The sequence below is a fragment of the Sphingomonas paucimobilis NBRC 13935 genome (genome assembly GCF_000739895.2).
Taxonomy (GTDB): Bacteria; Pseudomonadota; Alphaproteobacteria; order Sphingomonadales; family Sphingomonadaceae; genus Sphingomonas; species Sphingomonas paucimobilis.
This window is the reverse complement of the sequence record NZ_BBJS01000036.1, coordinates 51,278-68,141: the sequence shown is the minus strand read 5'-3', so window position 1 is coordinate 68,141 and position 16,864 is coordinate 51,278. Positions and strand designations below refer to the sequence as shown.

The 16,864-nt window shown below is 66.1% G+C and carries 14 protein-coding genes; 11 read left to right on the top strand and 3 right to left on the bottom strand.

What is annotated here, in order from left to right; genetic code table 11:
• Positions 1-112 precede the first annotated feature (112 nt).
• The 4 genes from SP6_RS21270 to SP6_RS12070 are packed head-to-tail and all read left to right on the top strand — an operon-like array spanning position 113 to position 4,987.
• Complete coding sequence (locus tag SP6_RS21270) at positions 113-1,627, top strand: DUF6418 domain-containing protein (RefSeq protein WP_007404823.1); 1,515 nt, start codon at positions 113-115, stop codon at positions 1,625-1,627.
• On the top strand, positions 1,624-2,622 hold the full coding sequence (locus SP6_RS21265; protein WP_050794168.1) for an endo-1,3-alpha-glucanase family glycosylhydrolase: 999 nt from the start codon (positions 1,624-1,626) through the stop codon (positions 2,620-2,622). Before SP6_RS21270 ends, SP6_RS21265 begins: the two co-directional genes overlap by 4 nt.
• Before the next feature lie 5 nt (positions 2,623-2,627).
• Positions 2,628-3,803 (top strand): glycosyltransferase family 4 protein, encoded by a 1,176-nt coding sequence (locus SP6_RS12075; protein ID WP_007404862.1) that lies wholly within the window; start codon positions 2,628-2,630, stop codon positions 3,801-3,803.
• A complete protein-coding gene (locus SP6_RS12070) occupies positions 3,800-4,987 on the top strand; it encodes a glycosyltransferase family 4 protein (RefSeq protein WP_007404797.1) in 1,188 nt (395 codons plus the stop codon). The genes SP6_RS12075 and SP6_RS12070 overlap by 4 nt, the downstream gene beginning before the upstream one ends.
• Positions 4,988-4,996: 9 nt before the next feature.
• Here the strand turns inward: SP6_RS12070 and SP6_RS12065 are convergent, their stop codons facing one another.
• A complete protein-coding gene (locus tag SP6_RS12065) occupies positions 4,997-5,650 on the bottom strand; it encodes a sugar transferase (protein WP_007404770.1) in 654 nt (217 codons plus the stop codon).
• A gap of 381 nt (positions 5,651-6,031) precedes the next feature.
• Between SP6_RS12065 and SP6_RS12060 the strand changes: the two genes are divergently transcribed.
• From SP6_RS12060 to SP6_RS12040, 5 genes are all read left to right on the top strand, one after another.
• Positions 6,032-6,583 (top strand): polysaccharide biosynthesis/export family protein, encoded by a 552-nt coding sequence (locus SP6_RS12060; RefSeq protein ID WP_007404742.1) that lies wholly within the window; start codon positions 6,032-6,034, stop codon positions 6,581-6,583.
• A complete protein-coding gene (locus SP6_RS12055) occupies positions 6,580-7,908 on the top strand; it encodes an outer membrane beta-barrel protein (RefSeq protein ID WP_007404838.1) in 1,329 nt (442 codons plus the stop codon). The genes SP6_RS12060 and SP6_RS12055 overlap by 4 nt, the downstream gene beginning before the upstream one ends.
• A 116-nt stretch (positions 7,909-8,024) precedes the next feature.
• Positions 8,025-10,148 (top strand): GumC family protein, encoded by a 2,124-nt coding sequence (locus tag SP6_RS12050; protein WP_053003292.1) that lies wholly within the window; start codon positions 8,025-8,027, stop codon positions 10,146-10,148.
• A 2-nt stretch (positions 10,149-10,150) separates the two neighbouring features.
• On the top strand, positions 10,151-10,924 hold the full coding sequence (locus SP6_RS12045; protein WP_007404812.1) for a Crp/Fnr family transcriptional regulator: 774 nt from the start codon (positions 10,151-10,153) through the stop codon (positions 10,922-10,924).
• On the top strand, positions 10,908-11,516 hold the full coding sequence (locus SP6_RS12040; RefSeq protein ID WP_037568363.1) for a 4'-phosphopantetheinyl transferase superfamily protein: 609 nt from the start codon (positions 10,908-10,910) through the stop codon (positions 11,514-11,516). The genes SP6_RS12045 and SP6_RS12040 overlap by 17 nt, the downstream gene beginning before the upstream one ends.
• Here the strand turns inward: SP6_RS12040 and SP6_RS12035 are convergent.
• Positions 11,456-12,403 (bottom strand): ferritin-like domain-containing protein, encoded by a 948-nt coding sequence (locus tag SP6_RS12035; protein ID WP_007404711.1) that lies wholly within the window; start codon positions 12,401-12,403, stop codon positions 11,456-11,458. The genes SP6_RS12040 and SP6_RS12035 overlap by 61 nt on opposite strands.
• A gap of 143 nt (positions 12,404-12,546) precedes the next feature.
• Between SP6_RS12035 and SP6_RS12030 the strand changes: the two genes are divergently transcribed.
• Both SP6_RS12030 and SP6_RS12025 read left to right on the top strand, forming a co-directional pair.
• Positions 12,547-13,674: a hypothetical protein gene (locus SP6_RS12030; RefSeq protein ID WP_007404732.1), complete on the top strand. Its 1,128-nt coding sequence runs from the start codon at positions 12,547-12,549 to the stop codon at positions 13,672-13,674.
• A gap of 225 nt (positions 13,675-13,899) precedes the next feature.
• Positions 13,900-15,807, top strand: coding sequence for a BCCT family transporter (locus tag SP6_RS12025; protein ID WP_042469101.1), 1,908 nt, complete (start codon positions 13,900-13,902; stop codon positions 15,805-15,807).
• Positions 15,808-15,851: 44 nt separating this feature from the next.
• Here the strand turns inward: SP6_RS12025 and SP6_RS12020 are convergent, their stop codons facing one another.
• Complete coding sequence (locus SP6_RS12020) at positions 15,852-16,847, bottom strand: SDR family oxidoreductase (RefSeq protein WP_042469117.1); 996 nt, start codon at positions 16,845-16,847, stop codon at positions 15,852-15,854.
• Positions 16,848-16,864 lie beyond the last annotated feature (17 nt).

Here is a 16,864-nt window from a genome sequence, read left to right as displayed (position 1 = left end):
TTCCTGGCAAGCATCGCGGTCTCCGAGAGTCGCTTTGCCTGACCATGATGGTGCACTGCGTCATGCCTCATTTGACGCATCCGGGGGCGAGCGGTGCGGCTAGCTCGATGACATGGGCATCTCGATACACAGGGGCGCGGATGGGCCGACCGATCGCGATGGGCCGGCGGCGCGCCGGTTGCCGCGACCATTGCCTTGGGGGGCGATCATCGCGCTGACCGCCGCGCTTGCGCTCCACTGGGCGTTGGCGGCGGCATGGCCCAGCACGGCCTTCTCCCTATCCTCGCTCCTCCTGTTCGGTGCCTTGCTGTTGCTGGTCGGGCGGATCAGTGCGGCGGGGCTGATCCTGCTGCTCCCGCTGGTCATCACGCGCGGCGCTACATTGGTGTCGCTGCTGGTGATCGAGGCCGGGGCCTATATGCCCGAGGTCAATCAGCAGGGTGTGCCGGGCGATGCGAGCGCGTCCTTTGTCGCCTTCACCGCGATCTTCTTCCTCATCTTCGCGCTGGTCTTTCGCCGATGCGAGCGCTGGTTCCTCGCCTATGCCCGCTCGCCCCTGCTCGATCAGGTCGTGGCGTGGCTCGGCTGGCCGGTGGTGGGCCTGTGCACGGCGTTGGGGGCACTTGCCTTTCTGCATGGGATGCAGAGCGGGTTTCCGCTGCTCGCGGGTGTCGACCGGTTCCTCTATCGGCGGGAATATAGCAGCGGCTTGGTCCTGATCCTGCTCGACAACAAGTTCCTGTTCGCCGCGATGCTGGGGGCCATCGCCTTCGCACCGCGGTACCAGCCGCTGCTCAAGACGGCGGCGATCCTGACCTTCCTTGCCCTCACCGCACTCTATTTCCTGTTCGGCGACAAGTTCTTCACCATCCTGGCCGAAGTCGCCTTCTTCGCCATGCCCTTGCTGCTCGTGCGGCAGGGGCGGCTGGCGGGGACGATGCTGCGGCTCGCGGTGCCGGTCGCGGCGTTGCTGTGCGCGGCGCTGGGGGCCACCCTCTATATCTATTCGGGCTATGGACGGTTACCGCTCGACCGCACCGTGACCCTGGTCGGAGAGCGGATCGCCGGGCAGGGCGAATTGTGGTTCGTCGCCAGCCGCGATGCGCGCCGGGTCACGCATTGGGACGCGCATCTGGTTGCGCGCAACCTCGACACGCTGGGCGACAAGTCGCCGCCCGCCACCGCCTTCGCCAACGGGGTCGAGACCTATTATTTCATCCAGCGCTACGCCCCTGCCGCGCTGGCGGACAGTTTCCGCAAGAATGGCGGCTGGGTGCAGCTGACCATGGGCACCGAGGCGATGGCGCTCGTCATGTTCGGCTATGTCGGCGTGGCCGTCGTCATGGTGGTGCTGGGGGTATTGGTCGCCTTTGCCGCGCTCTATCTGCGTCGCGCCTTCGAATCCGCCTTCCCGTTGAGCCTGTTCTTCGCGGTGTGGACCTTCCTTCAGGTCTATTTCTCGGCACAGCAGGCTTCGCTCTGGAGCATCGCCGCGCCGGGGCAGATCAACCGCCTGCTGTTGTTCGTCACGATCGAGATCATCCTGCTGGCGATCAACCGCGCGCAGATCCGGGTCGGCTGGGACCGCGCCCGCGCGGCGATCTTCGCCGCGAGGCGTACCGCGTGAGCTGGTCGCGGCGCAGCGTCGTCGGTGCCGGGTTGGCGCTGGCGGCAGCACCGATCTCGGCGGGCCCCCGGCGTTACCCGCGTCAGGTGCTGGCCTTCTATTATCCCTGGTATGGCAATCCGACGACCAGCGGGCGTTGGCTTCATTGGCAGGGTCCGCATGGCGAAGCCCCCCGGCAGAGCCCGACGCTCAACTATCCGGTGCTCGGTCTCTACGACAGCCATGATGCGGGCGTGATCCGCACCCATGTCGCCCAGGCCAAGGCGGCGGGGATCACGGCGCTCATCGTCAGCTGGTGGGGACCGAATTCGTTTGAGGACAAGGCGCTGCCGATGATCCTTGAGGCCGCACGGGCGGCGGGCCTACATGTCACCGTCTATCTCGAACAGCAGAAGGACGGGGCGGCGGGCGCGGCGCGCGATATCGCCTATCTCACCCGGACCTATGGCGCGCATCCCGCCTGGCTGGGGGTGGACAAGCGTCCGGTGCTGTTCCTCTATCTGCAAGCCTTGCGCGATCTGCCCGCACGCGACTGGCGCAAAGCGGCGGAGGGAGCGTTCATGGTGGGTGACGTTTCCCCGCGCGAGACGCGCGATTTCGCCGCCTGGGCGCCGTTCATGGACGGCATCCATGTCTATGTGCTCGCTCCCTATCTGAAGGGCATGACGCCGCCCCAGATGAAGGCCTGGGCGGACCGCACCTACCCGGTCTGGCGGCGCATGGCGGGGAGCAAGCTGTTCTGCGCCACCGTCATCCCCGGCTTCGACGACAGCAAAGTCCCCGGCCGCCCGGCGCCGCGCCCGACGGTCGCGCGCTATGACGGCGCGACCTATCGCACGCTGTGGGACGCCGCGATCCGCCACGACGCCGATTGGGTGCTCGTGACCAGTTTCAACGAATGGCATGAGGGGTCCGAGATCGAACCGTCCACCGAACAGGGCGACCGCTATCTGACCCTGACGGCGCAAGCCGCACGCCGGTTCATGGGGCATTGAGCGGGATGCGCATCCTTCATGTCAGCTCGGTCTATCCCCCGCACGTCGTCGGTGGCGCGGAGAAGGTCGTCGCCATGCTCGCCGAGGCGCAGGTGCAGCGCGGACATCAGGTGGGCGCGGCCTATCTGTCGCGCAAGGCGCAAGAGGCGGGCGAGCGACACGGCGTCACCGTCCTGCCGCAGCGCAGCCGCAACCTAGTCTGGATGGAGGAGGTGTTCGCCGCCCCGCGCGCGATGCGGACCGCCAACAAATTGGGGCAGATGGTCAATTATCGCGGGGCCGCCGATGTCGCGCGTGCGGTCGCGCAGTTCCGCCCCGACATCGTCCACACCCATTCGATGGTCGAGCTGCCGCCGATGATCTGGTCGGCGATCGCCGACAGCGGCGCGCGCAGCGTCCATACGCTGCACGATTACGACTTGATCTGCTCGCGCGCGTCGATGTTCCGCGACGGGCGCTCCTGTGTCGAGCGCCACGCGTCCTGCCGGATCACCGGTGCGTGGAAGGCACGCTTCGCCAAGCGGATCGATGCAGTCGCGGCGGTGTCGCAGCCGGTGCTCGACGAACATCGCCGCTTCGGCCTGTTTCAGGACACGCGCGCGAAGGTGATCTGGAACGGGGTGGAGGTGCCGCCAGCGCGGCAGCGCTCCGACCGGACAGGGGACTTTATCTTCGGCTTTCTCGGACGGCTTGTCCCCGAAAAGGGAATTGAGACACTGCTCGCCGCCTGTCGTCTCCTACCCGAGACCGGCTGGCAGTTGCAGGTAGCGGGCCGTGCACAAGAAGGCGATGCCGCGTACCGTGCCTTGGCCGAGGGGATGCCGGTCGAATTTCTGGGCTTCACCGATCCGCAGGCGTTTCTGCGCGGCATAGACCTGCTCGTCGTGCCGTCCATCTGGCGTGAGCCGTTCGGGCTGACCGTCGTCGAGGCCTTTGCCCAAGGCGTGCCCGTGATCGGGTCACGGCTTGGCGCGATCGGCGATCTGGTCGGTGCGGTGGGCGAGGAATGGCTGGTGCCACCGGGCGACCCGGCGGCGTTGGCCGCGCGGATGCTGGCGGCGATACACGACGGGCGGTCGGCCTTGCCCGCGCCCCCCGCCTTTGACGGTGTGCTGTCGGTGGTGACGCCGCAGCGGATGCTCGACGCCTATGACGTCCTCTATGCGGAGGTGCTGGCGTGAAGCCCCGCATCCTGCATCTCTCCAGCCTCTATCCGCCACATATCGTCGGCGGCGCGGAGCGATCGGTGTCGATGCTGGCGGAGGCGCAGGCGGCCGAGGGTTGGAATGTCGCCGCCGCCTGCCTGACTCCCAGCGAAGCGGTGGAAGAGGAGCGGCACGGCGTCACCGTCTTCCGCATGCCGCACGGCAACGACTTCTGGCTGGAGGACTGGGCGGCGCATAGCCAGCGCCAGCGTGAATGGGCCAAGTTCAAGCAACAGGCCAATTTCGCGATCGAACGCCGCTTTGGCGAGGTGCTCGACCGATTTCGCCCTAATGTCGTCCACACCCATTCGATGGTCGATATCTCGACCCGGGTCTGGCACGCGGCGCGCGCGCGCGGGATTCCGATCGTCCACACGTTGCGCGACTTCGACCTGCTGTGCGCCGCCAGTTCCATGTACCGGGAGACGGGACCTTGTGTGGGACGGCATCTGAAATGCCGGGTGCTGACCTTCGCCAAGCAGCTCGACCAGCGTCTCGTCGCGTCGGTGACGGCGGTGGGGGAGGAAGTGCTTTCGCGGCATTTGCGCTATGGCTTTTTTGGTCATGTGCCGGCCGACCGGCGACGCGTCATCTGGAACACGGCGGCGGTCGAGGGGGTGGAGGCGGACTATACCAAGCCCGTGCTCACCGGTCCCATCACCTTCGGCTATCTGGGGCGGATCAGCCCGGAAAAGGGGGTCGATACGCTGCTCAAGGCCGCACGGCTGTTGCCGCCTAACGGCTGGCGGTTGCTGATCGCCGGCGCGGCGCTGGGCGATCCGGCGCCCTATCACGCGCTTGCCGAAGGGCTTCCGGTCGAATTCATCGGCTTTCAGCGTCCCAAGGTGCTATTCGACCAGATCGACTGCCTCGTCGCGCCGTCCTTGTGGGCCGAGCCGCTCGGGCGGACCGTGCTCGAGGCCTATCAGGCGCAGGTACCCGTCATCGGCGCGCGCAGCGGCGGGATTGCCGAGATCATCGCCGATGACGCTTGGCTGGTGCCGCCGGGCGATGAGGCGGCGCTGGCGGCCCGGATGCGCGCGCTGCTGGAGATAGGGCGCCCCGGCCCGCCCAAGGGCCGGGCGCGGGTAGTCGCCCGCACCACGCCCGAGGCGGTGGCGCGGGCCTTCGCGCAAGTTTACGCTCAGCTTCTTCAATAGGCGCCCACTTCAATAGGCACCTTGGCGGGTCACAACGCAGCGCGCAGTGCCGATCAGCACCTCGGCATAGAGTCGGGGCGACATGCGCCGCGCCATCAGGCAGTCCATCGCGACCCGCCGCCGATAGCCGATGTCGTTGCGCCCGCTGATCTGCCAGATGCCGGTCATCCCGGGCCGCACCGAGCAATAATCGACGAAATGGCGGCCATAGCGCCGCACTTCGGCCGCCACGATCGGGCGCGGGCCGACCAGGCTCATTTCGCCGCGCAGGATATTGAACAGCTGCGGCAGTTCGTCGAGGCTGGTGCGGCGGATGAAGCGGCCGATCCGGGTGACGCGCGGATCATGACGCAGCTTGTGGTCGCGCGCCCATTCGGCGCGTGCGGCAGGATCATGCGCCACCAGCCGGGCCAGCCGCGCATCGGCATCCAGCGCCATCGAGCGGAATTTGTAGCATAGGAAGGTCCGCCCATCTTTGCCGTAACGGCGATGGCCATAGATGGGTGTGCCGCCGCCGCTCTCCAGCGCGATCAGCGCCGCCACGGCCAGCATCAGCGGGGACAGCAGGACCAACAGGATAAGCGCCAGAATCACGTCCGCCGTCTGCAACAGCCCGGGGCGTGAGAGGGATGGGGGCGCGGGGGATATATAGGAAACGGTCATGATGGCACCTCGCTCTGGGAATGAGCGCGGCAACGAACCGGACGGACTTATCCGCCGATCATTTGATGACTTCATGTCGGCAGGGTCGCATTGATCGATCGAAATACATCAAAAGACAAATACGATCATAATCTTTTAATGAGAGTGTATATCAGGTTAGTGCAGTGCACCATTCCCCAGTCCATTATGGTTAACGATTCGTCACCATGAAGACGATTGCAGCCGGGCCATCGGTTGTAACTAGAGAATGACGGGAAGCCGCCCGGTAAGCTGGCGGAAATGTACAGTCGAAAGACCGATTGTCGGGAATAAAAACAGCAGGAAACTGCCAAGGGAGGACCTATGCCCAGTGGCGTATCGCGAAATTCTGCGACCCGTCTGATGACGCTGTTCCTGGCCACCGCACTGCCGGCGGTAGCTCCGGGGCAGGAGGTCGCCACGACCACGAACGGCGCTTCGGCGCAGCTTCCCATCTATAATTATGTGCTGTCGGGCGGCGACCGGGTGCGGGTCGTGGTGTTCGGCGATCCGGCGCTGGGTGGCGAGTTCACCATCGCCGGGTCGGGGATGATCGCGATGCCGCTGATCGGCGAGGTCGATGTGCGCGGCCTGACCTCCACCCAGTTGCAGGACCGCATCGTTGCACGGCTGGCCGATGGTTATATCAAGGACCCGCGCGTCGCGGTCGAAGTATTGTCGACCCGCCCTTTCTACATCTTGGGCGAGGTCAACAAACCCGGCCAATATCCCTTTGCCAACGGATTGACCGTGCTGGGCGCTGTGGCGCAGGCGGGCGGCTATACCTATCGCGCCAAGACCAAGCAGGTCTTCATCAAACATGCCGGCCAGGATGCGGAGGTCGCGGAACCCGTCACCGCGACGACGCTGGTGGCGCCGGGCGACACCATCCGGATCAAGGAACGCTGGTTTTGATCCTGTGCGGCGCGCCTCGGCGGCTGTCGCGCCTGGCGTCGCTGATGATCGCCGGCGCCTGTACCGCGCCGCTGGGCGCTCAGCTGTTGCAGGATGTACCGACCGTCCAGGTGCCGCCCGAGCCGCCGCTGACCGATGCACGCTCGGTCTTCGCTCGCGAACGCGACACGGGTGTCGCCGACCGGACATTGCCGGCCTTCACCGCGCAAGGGGTCACGGTCGGTGCGTTCGATGTGTTTCCGGCGGTGTCGGTCGGGGGGCTGTTTACCTCCAACCTGTTCGCCAACAATGAGGACCGGCGCAGCGATGTCGCTCTGGTTGTCCGGCCGGAGGTGACGGTGCGCACCAGCGGCGGCCCCTATCGCCTGACCGCCTATGGCCGCGCCGACCTACGCCGCTTCGCCACCTATGCCAGTGAAAATACCGAGGAGGGCATGGCGGGGCTGGAAGGCAGCATTGCGGTCGGCGCGCTCAGCAGCCTCGCGGCGGGGGCCAGCTATGGCAGCTTCGTCAATCCGCGTTTCGCGCCGGACTCGCCGATCGAGGCGGCCAAGCCGCTCGAATATAATGCGCTCAACGGCTATGCGGGTGCGACGATCGAGCAGGCGAACACCCGCATCATTTTGCGCGCCGATGTCATCGACCTGCGCTTTCGCGATACGCCTGCGCGGGACGGCGGCACGCTGTTCACCCGCGACCGCGACCGGACCCGCTATCAGGCACTGGTGCGGGTCGAGCGCGCACTGAGTCCCGCCGTTTCGATTTATGGCGCCGCCAGCCTGAACAAGGTCGATTTCCGCCTCGCACCTGGTGGTACGCGCGATTCCAAGGGCTATGGCGTCTATCTCGGGTCGAGCTTCCAGGTTACCGATCTGATGCGCGGCGATGTCCGCGTCGGCTATATTCGCCAGGACTTCGATCGGGCCGGTATTCGTCCGCTTTCAGGTCTCGGGGCGCTGGGCAAGCTCGTCTATTTCCCGACCCGGTTGTGGACGCTAACCGCGACCGCCGAGAGCAGTATTCAGGACAGCGGCGTGCCGGGAACCGGCGGCTTCTTGCATCGCGGCGGATCGTTGCGCTCGGATCACGAGCTTCGCCGTTACCTCATCGCCTCGGTCGAGGGGGGCTATTACCGCGACACCTATCGCGGCATCCCTCGGCGGGATTCGCTTCCCTATGCCGATGCGGGCCTGACCTATCTGTCGCGCAACCATTGGAATGCGCGGCTCGGCTATCGCTATCTCGCGCGGGATTGCACCTGCGGGTCCGGCGTCACCAATTTCGACGATCATCGCGTCTCACTGACGCTGACCCTTCAACGATAGAAACGGGAGAATCGACGATGGCCAGCCTGCCGATTCGTTACGATAGCGCTACTTTCGAAGGCGCTCGTTCATCACCCGCCTATGTCGAACGGGGCCCGCTGCCTCAAAACGGGGTCATGGACCTGATCAAGGCCTATCGCCGCCATCTCACGCTGTTCCTGGCGGTCGCGGGCGGCATCCTGGCGCTGGTCGCGGCCTATAGCTGGCTGCAGACCCCGCGCTATACGGCGACCGCCACGCTGGTCATCGCGCCCCAGCCCGCGCAGATCGGGGCGGAGCGAACCAGTGCCCTCAGTGATCCGGCCGCCGATTCCAGTGTCGATACGCAGGTCGAATTGCTGAAGAGCCGGACGCTCGCGGGGCTGGTCGTCGACCGGCTGGGATTGGCCGAGGAAGCGCGGTTCCAGGCGCTGGTCCACAACCCCTCGATCCTCGAGCGGATTCCTGGATTGGAGCGCCCACCCACGCCCCTGCCGGCCTCGGCCCGGCGTGATGCGGCGATCGATCGGCTGGCAAGTGGCATCGAGGTGCATCGCAATGCGCAGACCTTCATGCTCAGCCTGTCCTTCGAGCATCCCGACCGCGAGCTCGCGACCGCGATCGTCAACAGCTATGCGCAGGAATTCGTCGCTCAATCGGGCGCGGTGAAGCGCGAAGGCGCGGACGCCGCCGCCGCGTTGCTGCGCGGCCAGCTCGACGAGGCGCGCCGCGAGGTCGAGGAGGCGGACGGCGATCTGGGCCGCTACAAGGTCGCGCACAATCTGATGAGCGTGCAGGGGGGCACCATCGCCGAGCAGCAGCTATCCTCGCTCGACGGCCAGGTCGCACTCGCCCGCGCCGGAGAGGCGGAAGCGACCGCCCGCCTTCAGACCGCCCGCCAGCAGCTCGCCCGCGGTTCCAAGGGCGACGATCTGGGCGAGGCGCTGGGCTCGCCGGTGATCCAGCAACTGCGCAGCCAGCGCGCGACGGTCAGCGCGCAGGCCGCCGATCTGGGCGGCAAGTACGGACCCAAATATCCCCCGCTTGCGGCCGCACAGCGCCAGGTCGCCGATATCGACGCGCAGATCGAAGGCGAGATCAAGCGCACCATCTCCAATCTGGAGGCGCAGCGCGATGTCGCCGCTCGGCGGACCGCCTCGCTGGCGGGCAGCGCGTCGGGTGCGCGATCGCAGGTGGTGAACAACAATGTCGCTTCAATCGCGCTGGGCGGGCTTCAACTCCGTTCGGACACCGCGCATCAAAGCTATGCACTGTTGCTGACCCGACTGAACGAGATCGGCGCGCAGGCCGCCTCCACCCGGTCGGACGCACGCATCGCCAGTCTCGCCGCGTTGCCCACGCATCCCAGTTCGCCCAACCGGCCGATCAACATGCTCGTCGGCGCGCTGCTGGCGATCGCAATCGGGCTGGGCGTGGTCTTCATGCGGCAGGGGACCGATCGCGGCATCCGTACGCTGGAAGATGTCGAGGGACGGTTGCAGCTTCCCTATCTGGCGGGGCTGCCGACGCTGAACTCGGCGGTGCGCCATATCGGCGGCAGCGACCCGATCAGTGCGCTGGTCGACCATAGCGGCTCGGCCTATGCGGAGGGGTATCGCAACCTGGCCGCCTCGGTCCTGCAATCGGCGGCGGCCGGAACGGTGCGGACGATCGCGCTGACCTCTGCGCTACCCAATGAGGGCAAGACCACCGCCGCGATCGGGCTGGCGCGGATCGTCGCGATGAGCGGGGTCAGCGTGGTGCTGGTCGATGCCGATATGCGCCGGCCGAGCATCGCCAATGCCCTGGGCCTGCGTCCGGCGGTCGGCTTGCAACAGGTGCTGGAGGGCGAGGCGCGGCTGGATGAGGCACTGCTCCGCGATCTCGATTCGCCGCTGACCATCCTGCCCATGGTTCGCGCCGGACTGGGCGGTGCGGCGGCGTTGGGCGGCGCGGGCTTCGACGCGCTGATCGAGGATTTGAAGGCGCGGTTCGATGTCGTGATCTTCGACGCCTCGCCGGTGCTGCCGGTGGTCGACGGGCGGCTGGTCGCCAAGAAGGCGGATTCGACCGTGCTACTGGTCCGCTGGCGCAAGACCCCCGACGCGGCGGTCGAGATGGCGATCCACCTGCTCCAGACACTGGGCGTCAAGATGACCGGCGTGGCGCTCAGCCGGGTCGATCTTCATGCGCTCGCCCGTTCCGGCTATGGCGATCCGGCGCAGTTCATGGGGTCCTACAACACCTATTATGCGAATTGATCATGGGCAGTCTTGCTTTGAGCAGCCATCGGCCCGCGCCCGCCCCGCGTGCGATCACCAGCGAATTGTTGCTGCATCGCCTGCGCAGTTTCGCCACCCTTGCCGCCCATGAGGTGGAACTGGTTCTGTCACTGGCCGAACCGCCCAAGAGCCATGCGGCGGGAACCAGCATCTGTCCCCGCGAGGACGGTAGCCCACACCCCCGCCTGATCGTCGGCGGCTGGGCTTGTCGTCCGCGCATCCTACCCGACGGCCGCCGCCAGATGCTGGGAGTGCTCCTGCCCGGCGACATGATGGGTGATCGGGGCGAGCGGCGGCCATTGGCCATGAACCCTGTCATCGCGCTGACCCCCGTGCGCACGATCGGCATCGCCCGGCTAGTGCAGGCGGTACGGATGGAGCCGCAGGACCATCCCGGCATCGTGCGTGCGCTCGCGGCGATCGATCGGTGCGAGGAGATGGCGCTGCTCGACCATATCGTCCGCCTGGGGTGCCAAAGCGCGTTGCAGCGGACCGCGCATCTGCTGCTCGAACTGCATCACCGGCTGTCGGTGATCGGCTTCGTGCACGGTGGCACCTTTCCGATGCCGCTGACCCAGGACACGCTGGGCGAGCTGTTGGGGTTGAGCCTGGTCCATATCAACCGGATCGTGTCGCAGATGCGGCGCGAGGAACTGGCCCTGATCCGCGGCGGGGTGGTGACGATCCAGGATTTTCCCCGGCTGGCGCTGCTCGCCGATCGGATCGACCCGACGAGCCATGCTGGCTCGGCCTGACCCGCCGTGCTCGCCGGAGGGCGCACTGGCCTTGTGCCTGCGCGACCTGATGACGGTGCCCTGCGGCGAGGCGATGGCGGCTGATCTGGGCAAGGGGCGGACTCTGCTCCTCGCGCCATCCGCCGCAGATCGGGATGCGGCGGCCGTGCGGATGGCGGGGCGCGCGACCGTGGTCAGCCGGAGCAGCACCTCGGCTTGCCATGCCGTCGCCTGGGCCAGAGGCGGGCGGATCGGCCTGGACGTGGAGACGGTGTCGCGTGTCGCACTGAACGCGAACGTCGACGATCCCTGGCTGGCCGATAGCGAGCGTCATTCCGTCATCGCGGCGGCGGACCCGGTAATCGAACTGGCCTGTCGGTGGGTCCTGCGGGAGGCCTATGGCAAGGCGCTAGGCGTCGGCCTTGCCCTGCCGCTCGATCGCCTTGTCTTTCACGGACGGGGCGGGCGGATCGTGCTGAAGACGCCCTGGCCCAGCGATGGATGGGATTTTGCCCTGTACCGCCGGGGTGAGACGCTGTGTGCCGTTGCCCATCATGCGATGCCGACCGCGCCTTGGGGCAGGAACCCGCCCGGCCCGGTGGCGGAGAGGTAAAGCGCGTTCAGCACCTGCCGATCGGTGCGGGTAAAGGGGATGGGGCGTCCTTCCGCGTCGAGCAGGTTGGAGCTGTTCGTATCGCCGCCGGGCAGGATCTGGTCGCTGCCTTGCGTGCCGTCGAGCGTGGCGAGCATCGTGCCGATGCGGCCGAGCATCGCATCGACCGCGGGCGTCGTGGCGGCACGGTCGTCGAGCAGCGCCCGGATCACCCCGCCATGATAGATGGAATCGGCCAGATGCGCCGCCGCCATCGCACCGTTCGCCGAATCCGGTTCGACCAGCAACAATCGGCGATAGCTTGCCGCCACGGCATTTTCGATCAGCAGCGCGCCGATCAGGAAATGAGTGTCGTCGGCATAGGGATCGAAGGCCTGGCCCAACCCGACGATCCCGGCGCGCTGGGCGGCGAGCGAAAACGCACCCGATGCGCCCGGCGACAGGTCGATGGCGGGCTGCGCCGGCGCGGACGCGCCTATCTGTCCGCGCAGCGCGGTGACGTGGGCTGCCTTGTCATCCGCCAGATCCGCCGCCAGCCAGGCGATCGAGGAATCGTTGAAACGCATCTGCCGGGCGCCGGTCACCGCCCCCGCACCGTTTCCGGTCAGCACGCTCGGCAGCGGTGCACCGCGCGCGACATAGGAGAAATATTGCCCGCCGAGATAGGCAAGCGTCAGGGCCAGATTCAGTGGGTGCCCTGGTGAGGCGACGGGCACGGGGGTGGTGGCGGCGGGCGGTGTGACGATCGAATCGTCTCCGCCGCCGCTGCCGCATCCGGCGAGCAGCGCGCCGGTCGAAAAGGTGGCGATCAGGCGAAGGACGTTGCGACGATCATAGTGGCGCCGATCATAGGGGTGGGGGGCATGGGAAAAGGTCGGGTTCTGCATGCGCCGCCCCTTTTCGCCGCTTCCCTTGACGCAATGTTAACGGCCTCAAAAATGGGAGATAAGTGCATAAAATGATGTAATTTTGTCGGGTTTGGGAATGACGGTGGTGGAACTTTTCAGCCGTCCGTTTTTAAGCGCAGCGCATGACCGCACCCATGGCCCTGACCGACATGACCACCAGCCTGCAAACCGCGCTCGACGCCGCGGCCAGAACCCGCAGCGCTTTTACGATTCCTCCCGGCGGACATCGCCTGCTGGCGACGGGGCTGGGCTATGCCAGCCACGCGCGTATCCTGGTCGCGGGCGACGTCTATAATGATCACGGCCCCGCCGTGGGCACGCATTACTGCCTCACCAACCGCTCGGGGCAGCGGCTGTCCAATGTCACGATCATCGGCGCGGGTGGCGCCTTTGTCGGTGGCGAATCCGATCCGGCGGGGGCGACGCGCAAGGGGCTCGGCATCGTCGCGACCGACGGCTTTACGGTCATTGGCGTCAAGACCGCCGGGCCGCTGACCGGGTTCGGGATGGAGGTGAAGAATTCCAGCGGCGGGCATCTCAATGGCCTGCAGCTTTTCTCCGGGGTCAATCGGCCGGGCGCCGATGGCCTGCATTTTTTTGGCGCCTGCACGCGGGTAAGCGGATCGAACATCACCGTACGCAGCGGTGACGACGCGCTGTCCTTCACGTCGGAAAATCATGAATCGATCGATGCGATCATGGAGCGGATCACGCTGACCAGCATGACGCTCGACAGCGCGGCCTTCTCGTGCATCAAATTCTTCACGAGCACGACGACCGGCAAGGCGATCATCCGCAACGTGACGCTTAGCGGTATCAAGGGGCGGATCACCCAGGGCCCTACCGGCTGTCCGCTGATGATGCAGAATAATGGCGTGGCGCAAGGGTGCGAGATACGTGACATCACCATCGCCAATGCCGATCTGGATTTCGGTGCGGCGACACAGGACGGGCCGACCGCCTATCTCACCGATTGCCGCAACGTGACCTTGCGCAACATCACCTTGCGCGGGCGTCGCAACGGCCAGTTCTTGCGTGCAGTCCGCTGCTCGGGCCTGCGCGTCACAGGGGAGGTGTGGGACACGATCCCGGGCAATCCGATGAACGACCTGGTCCAGCTGGAATATTGCAGCGATTACGACATCAACCTGATCGTCCGATCGGCCAGCGGTGCGCGGATCGGTTCGCTGCGTGTCCGCAACGGCGGAGCCGACAGCGTAATACGCTATATCGGCATGACCGGCGATTGAGGGGGGATAGCGTCCGTCGTCACCAGCGTTGGGATCGTTAACATGGTTGCCTATCCGATTGCTGAAAGCTTCTCGCGATCGCTCCAGATATTCAGAAAAATCGTGTAAAATGCACCTCCCCGGATGCACCGCGAGCCATAGAAAATCGAGTGATCTGGGGGGTGCCGCCTGGCAAAATTCAGCTCCGATATGGGCTTTTGAATTAATCGCGGTTAGGTTGCCGCGATGCCAAACATTCGAATGAACCCCCGCGTCTTCTGGGGCGCCAGTGCGATTGTGGCCATTATGCTGGCCGCCACCTTGCTCATGCCCGGTACGGCCGACAGTGCGTTCAAGGCGGCGCAAAGCTGGACGATCGACACGTTCGGCTGGTTCTACATCGCCTCGGTCGCGGCCTTTCTGGTGATCGTGCTCGCGCTCGGCTTCGGTCCGGCCGGCAAGCTGAAGCTGGGGCCGGACGATGCAGAGCCCGATTTCCCCTATGTCTCCTGGCTGGCCATGTTGTTCGCGGCGGGCATGGGCATCGGGCTGATGTATTTCGCGGTGGCCGAGCCGATCCAGCATTATATCGCACCGCCCGATGTCGCCCCGGGAACGATATTGGCCGCGCGCGAGGCGATGGCGATCACCTTCCACCATTATGGCGTCCATGCCTGGGCGATCTACGCATTGGTCGGCATGAGCCTGGCCTATTTCACCTATCGCAAGGGCTTGCCGCTGACCATGCGCTCGGGGCTTTCGCCGCTCTTGGGCAAGCGGATCAACGGGCCACTAGGTGATGCGATCGACGTCTTCGCGGTCTGCGGCACCGTGTTCGGCGTCGCGACGTCGCTGGGCTTCGGCGTGTCGCAGATTACGGCGGGTTTGTCCTATGAATATGCGGTGCCGGACACGACGACGGTCAAGATCGGGCTGATCGTGCTGGTCATGGGCGCAGCGACCCTGTCGGTGCTGAGCGGCGCCGATCGCGGCGTCCGGCGGCTGTCCGAGCTGAATCTGATCATTGCCGTCCTGCTGATGCTGTTCGTGATGGCGGTCGGCCCGACGCTGTTCCTGCTGCGCGCCTTGGTGCAGAATTTCGGCCTGTATCTCGACCATTTCGTCAAGCGCACCTTCACCCTCTATGCCTATGAGCCGCGTGCATGGATGGCGGATTGGACGCTGTTCTACTGGGCGTGGTGGATCGCCTGGTCGCCCTTTGTCGGCATGTTCATCGCGCGCATTTCGCGCGGACGGACGATTCGCGAGTTCGTCATCGGCGTGCTGTTCGTGCCGACTGCCTTCACCTTCCTGTGGATGACGGTGTTCGGCAACACCGCGATCTCGCTCGACCTTGGCGTGGCGGCGGGTGGCATCGCGCGGGCGGTGCAGGAGAATCTGTCGACGGCGCTGTTCAAGTTCCTGGAATATCTGCCGGCTGCCGGCTTTACCTCGTCGCTGGCGATCCTGCTGGTCGGCGTCTTCTTCGTCACCTCCGCCGATTCGGGCGCGTTGGTGATCGATACGCTGGCTTCGGGGGGCGAGGATGAGACACCGCGCTGGCAGCGTATGTATTGGTGCATTCTGTTGGGCGTGACGGCGGCCTTGCTGCTGGTGGCGGGCGGCCTGGGCGCGCTTCAGGCCGCCACGTTGCTCGCCGCACTGCCATTCTGCTTCATCATGCTGCTGCTCGCCTTCGGCCTGATCCGACAGACCAATGCGGACCTAGCCGGTGTCGCGCTGGAGGAGCAGACGGCGGCGATGGGCGAACGGCTCAAGCGGTTGTTCGTGCCGGCAAGCCGCAAGGAGATCGGGCGCCAGCTCGAAGAACGCGCGCTGCCCGCGCTGCGGTCGGTGTGCGAGACGATGGTGCAGGAGGGCTGGGCGGACAGCCGGGTCGAGCATGATGAACTCGGCGCCACGCTGACCATCACGCTCAGCCCCGACCACGTCCTGGTGTACCGCGTCGCCGCCCGCTCGCGTCCGCTCGCTGCCTTCACGGCGTTGGAGGCGTCGGAGAAGCGCCGCAGCCATAGCTGGACCCTGACCGCCAGTACCGACGGGGTGCCGGGAATGCGCGACATAACCGGCTATACGACCGATCAGATCGCCAATGACGTGCTGAGCCAATTGGAACGCTGGCGACGGCGTTAAGCGCGGTCGGTGGGGGCGAGTGCTCCCCACCACGCGTGGCGGCGTTACGGGAAACCCTTGCCGCCATGCGCGCCGACCGCGGTTCCGGTCGAATAGCTGGCTTCGTCCGACGCCAGCGTGACGAACAGCGTGGCCAGCTCGGCCGGTTGGCCCGCGCGGCCCAGCGACGTGTCCTGCCCGAATTCGTGCATCTTGCCGGGCAATTGCCCACCTGCCACCTGTAACGGGGTCCAGATCGGGCCGGGGGAGACGGCGTTGACCCGGATGCCCTTCTTGGCGAGCTGCTTGGCCAGCCCTCGCGTCAGGTTCTGAATCGCCGCCTTGGTCGAGGCGTAGTCGATCAGGTCCTCGCCGGGGTCATAGCTGTTCTGCGAGATGGTGTTGATGATGACCGCGCCGGGCGGCATCGAGGGGATCGCCGCTTTCGAAAAGCGGAAGACGTGGAAGACGTTGGTTTCATAGGTCCGGACGAATTGCTCGTCCGAAATCTCTAACACGTCCGCCTTGGACTGTTGATAGGCGGCATTGTTGACCAGGATGTCGAGCCCGCCCAGCTGCGCGATCGCCTTGCGAACCGTGTCTTCGCAGGCCTTTTGCGTGCGGATGTCGGCGGGCAGCAGCACTGCCTTGCGCCCTGCGTGCCGGATCAGGTCGGCGACCTCGCGCGCATCGGGCTCCTCGCTGGGGTGATAGTTGATCGCGACATCGGCTCCTTCGCGCGCGAAGGCGATCGCCGCCGCACGGCCGATGCCGCTGTCGCCGCCGGTCAGCAGCGCCTTGCGCCCGGTCAGCTTGCCCGAGCCGCGATAGCTGGTTTCGCCGTGATCGGGGCGGGGCGTCATCCTACTGGCAAGCGCGGGCCAAGGCTGGCGCTGTTCGGGGAAGGGCGTGCGGGTATATTTGGAGCGCGGATCGCGCAGGCTGGGCGCGTGGCCCTCGGTTGTGGCCTGGCCCAGCGCGCCGGCGGGGGCCGCCGCCGCGGCCAGTCCGATCGCGGTGCCACCCAGAATGCCGCGGCGTGACGTTTCGATATCGCCCATGGTCAGGACCTTTCGGA